Source organism: Agathobaculum sp. TL06, from assembly GCF_054658635.1.
In genome coordinates this window covers 1-2,756 of sequence record NZ_BAAGGY010000054.1, presented here as the reverse complement: position 1 = coordinate 2,756, position 2,756 = coordinate 1, and the positions used below count along the sequence as shown (strand labels likewise).

Sequence of the window (2,756 nt, the reverse complement as noted above, 5' to 3'; positions counted from 1 at the left end):
GGATAGGTAGAAAGCGAAGATAAGCTGTGATTTGCACTATTGAATATGAATTTTGCTCCGCAGGCAATCGAACAAAACTTACCAATTATCAACTTATCCTGGTTGATTGGGTACTGGTATAAAACGTTATTCTTCTCAAAATCCTTTGGCTCTCTGACAAAATCGTTATACATTGTGTAATCACCAATTATGATATTGGGATTGCTGATAACACTTTTTAAATAGACTGTTTCTTTGTCCTTTGAACGTGGATAAACTTTCTGTGGCATAACTGCTCCTTTCTTATTAGACAAACGGAAAAATGAATTTTCTGATATGCTCAAAGCGATTATTTTCCGCATAGTACACTGTATGTTCGTTTACGGAGTAAACAAATGAAACTCTGGTCGCCCATATGCCCACTTGCCGAACAGCATGAAGTAATGTAAATGCGTCGGGAACTGAAAATTCATTTTTACAGTTATCTAATAACTGCAAAGCCCGTTCATATTTGTCGTCACCCGACACAATAAAATCTCTCGTACTTTCTGGCTTCATCAAAGAATAATTCGTTATTAAGGAATACTTACTCTGTTCTTCCCTGTAACCAATTCCCGGTTCAATTACTAAAGTGCGTCCATGCACATCAGACAACATTGCTTGCATGGTCGCATCCGGCGCATAAACAATTTTCTTTGATTTAATAATTTGAAGAACCTCATCAAAGGAAATCTGAGCCTTGATAAACTGCTCTGTCAAATCGGCAATCGTCATACAGTTACTGCCGCTTTGATATGCTCCGGCAGAATTGCCATGCACATATAACAGCGTTCCTGCATTTCCGTTTTGATTTACCCCATGATAAGAATGATAAATTCCGTCCGGTCGCAAAATTCCAATATAGAAACGCTCTTTTTCTTTTATTACTTTATGCGTCCATACAGAAAGGTCAATGTCAAAATTAAAGCCTGTTATTATGTCGCTTCCGCGATAAACGAATCTGGTACACATAGTAGCCACCTTTCATAAAATCTTTGTATGCTTCGTTTTTATTTTACAGCCGTTCAGATGGACATTCTATATACTGTACGATACCGAAATGATTGGTATAAAATAAGAGGCTGCACTTGGCAGCCCCTTACGGTTACTTTTGATATATGATTTTCCGAACAGCATATAAAGACAAGCAATATTTTTCAGACAGACACTCCATAGAAATACCGCTTTGATATTCCTCTTTTATCCGCTGATTGCGTTGCGCTAATTCTTGACGATAGCCAGAAACTTCTCCCCAACGTTTTTGTTGTTCCTGTTCGATAGGAACGTAGATATATCCGCCTTGAACATAAGTTTGCAACTCTTTTACCAATGCGTCCGGAAGAATAACTTGTGCATTAAGATATTTCATGCGGGCTTCCTCCTTGATGTGATAGTCAAGTTGCAAAGCCAGCATTTTTATTTTGCGACTATTTTTTACTCCATGCAACCGTCGCAATCTACTGGCTTGCGACGGTTGCATGGAGAAAAGCTTTGTTTCTCTTTTGGGTGTTAATACACATACAAAATCACTTCTTTCTGTCTGACACAATAATCTAAGGCAAATACAGTTTAGCACATTCTTAATCCTATATCAATCTTGATTTTTTCGCGCTCTTTGATATTTTTGACCTGTTCTCCGTAGTAAGTAATTTAAAAAATTTTTTCAAAATCTTTGGCAAAATCGCTCTGTCCGGTGTAGTAGGTAGTGAAAGAAAAATTGAGAGGGTTTGGGAAACTTCCCAACAAGCAAAAATCGCCCGCTGTCGGCAGACAGAAAACGGACGATTTTACGGAAAGGGTACCCCGTTCCTATGCTTGCTGAGAAACTTTTCTTCTATCAAACTACGAAAAGACGGGAAAGGAATGGAAAAGAAACGAGATATTGAAAACAACGGATTTATGCCACAAAAGGGCAATCCTCTGCATGAAACAGTTACTTACAAAATCGGCGGCACAATTTTTGAAGTGTCAACGATTTGCGGTGGCTCTGAACCGCTTTATAGCAAAATGGAAAGGCTCATAAAAGCGGAATCCGGCAAAACGCCTACTGACAAAGAAAAAGAAGTCCGCTATAATGAAGATAGCAACCTGTTTGTCGGGCGTTCATTACAGGAGGAATGAACACATGACAACGACGAAAAACTATCCCGACAACATTACCGCTTTATATGCAAGGCTTTCTCAAGAGGACGCTTTAGACGGAGAGAGCAACAGCATAGCCAATCAAAAGAAAATTCTTTTGAAGTATGCAAAGGACAACGGTTTTCCTAATCCTACATTTTTCATTGATGACGGCGTTTCCGGTGTGACGTTTGACCGCCCCGGTTGGAATGAAATGATAAGGCTTTCGGAAGCCGGAAAGGTCAAAACGGTTATCGTCAAAGATATGTCCCGCATGGGGCGCGATTATCTGAAAGTCGGCTACTATACCGAGAGTTTCTTTGCGGAGCGTGACATTCGCTATATCGCAATCAACGACGGAGTAGACAGTGAAAAAGGCGATAATGAATTTACCCCTTTCCGTAATCTGTTCAATGATTTTTACGCACGCGATACAAGCAAGAAAATCCGCGCAGTCATGCGGTCAAAGGGCAATGCCGGAGAACATCTTTGTACCAATCCGCCCTATGGGTACAGGAAAGACCCAGACGACAAAAAGAAATGGATTGTAGATGAAGAAGCTGCCGCTGTGGTAAAGAAAATTTTTGATTTGTGTATTGCCGGAAAAGGACCCATGC

The 2,756-nt window shown here is 40.1% G+C and carries 5 protein-coding genes; 2 read left to right on the top strand and 3 right to left on the bottom strand.

Features of this window, described 5'->3' with window-relative positions:
• The 3 genes from ACYQ3S_RS15570 to ACYQ3S_RS15560 all read right to left on the bottom strand — a co-directional run.
• A partial coding sequence (locus ACYQ3S_RS15570; protein WP_459690274.1) for an LbetaH domain-containing protein occupies positions 1–269 on the bottom strand: 269 nt, incomplete at its 3' end.
• A 16-nt stretch (positions 270–285) separates the two neighbouring features.
• Positions 286–990, bottom strand: coding sequence for an Ntn hydrolase family protein (locus ACYQ3S_RS15565; RefSeq protein ID WP_459690273.1), 705 nt, complete (start codon positions 988–990; stop codon positions 286–288).
• Between the two features lie 133 nt (positions 991–1,123).
• Positions 1,124–1,387, bottom strand: coding sequence for a CD3324 family protein (locus tag ACYQ3S_RS15560; protein ID WP_294575879.1), 264 nt, complete (start codon positions 1,385–1,387; stop codon positions 1,124–1,126).
• Between the two features lie 494 nt (positions 1,388–1,881).
• Here ACYQ3S_RS15560 and ACYQ3S_RS15555 point away from each other — a divergent pair, with 494 nt between their 5' ends.
• Positions 1,882–2,139, top strand: coding sequence for a hypothetical protein (locus tag ACYQ3S_RS15555; protein ID WP_024729893.1), 258 nt, complete (start codon positions 1,882–1,884; stop codon positions 2,137–2,139).
• 4 nt (positions 2,140–2,143) lie between these two features.
• A partial coding sequence (locus ACYQ3S_RS15550; RefSeq protein ID WP_459690271.1) for a recombinase family protein occupies positions 2,144–2,756 on the top strand: 613 nt, incomplete at its 3' end.

What these genes read in the sequence shown, in the direction of transcription:
- ACYQ3S_RS15565 (WP_459690273.1), bottom strand. Translation starts at nt 990, where the DNA reads ATGTGTACCAGATTCGTTTATCGCGGAAGCGACATAATAACAGGCTTT.
- ACYQ3S_RS15555 (WP_024729893.1), top strand. Translation starts at nt 1,882, where the DNA reads ATGGAAAAGAAACGAGATATTGAAAACAACGGATTTATGCCACAAAAG.
- ACYQ3S_RS15560 (WP_294575879.1), bottom strand. Translation starts at nt 1,387, where the DNA reads ATGAAATATCTTAATGCACAAGTTATTCTTCCGGACGCATTGGTAAAA.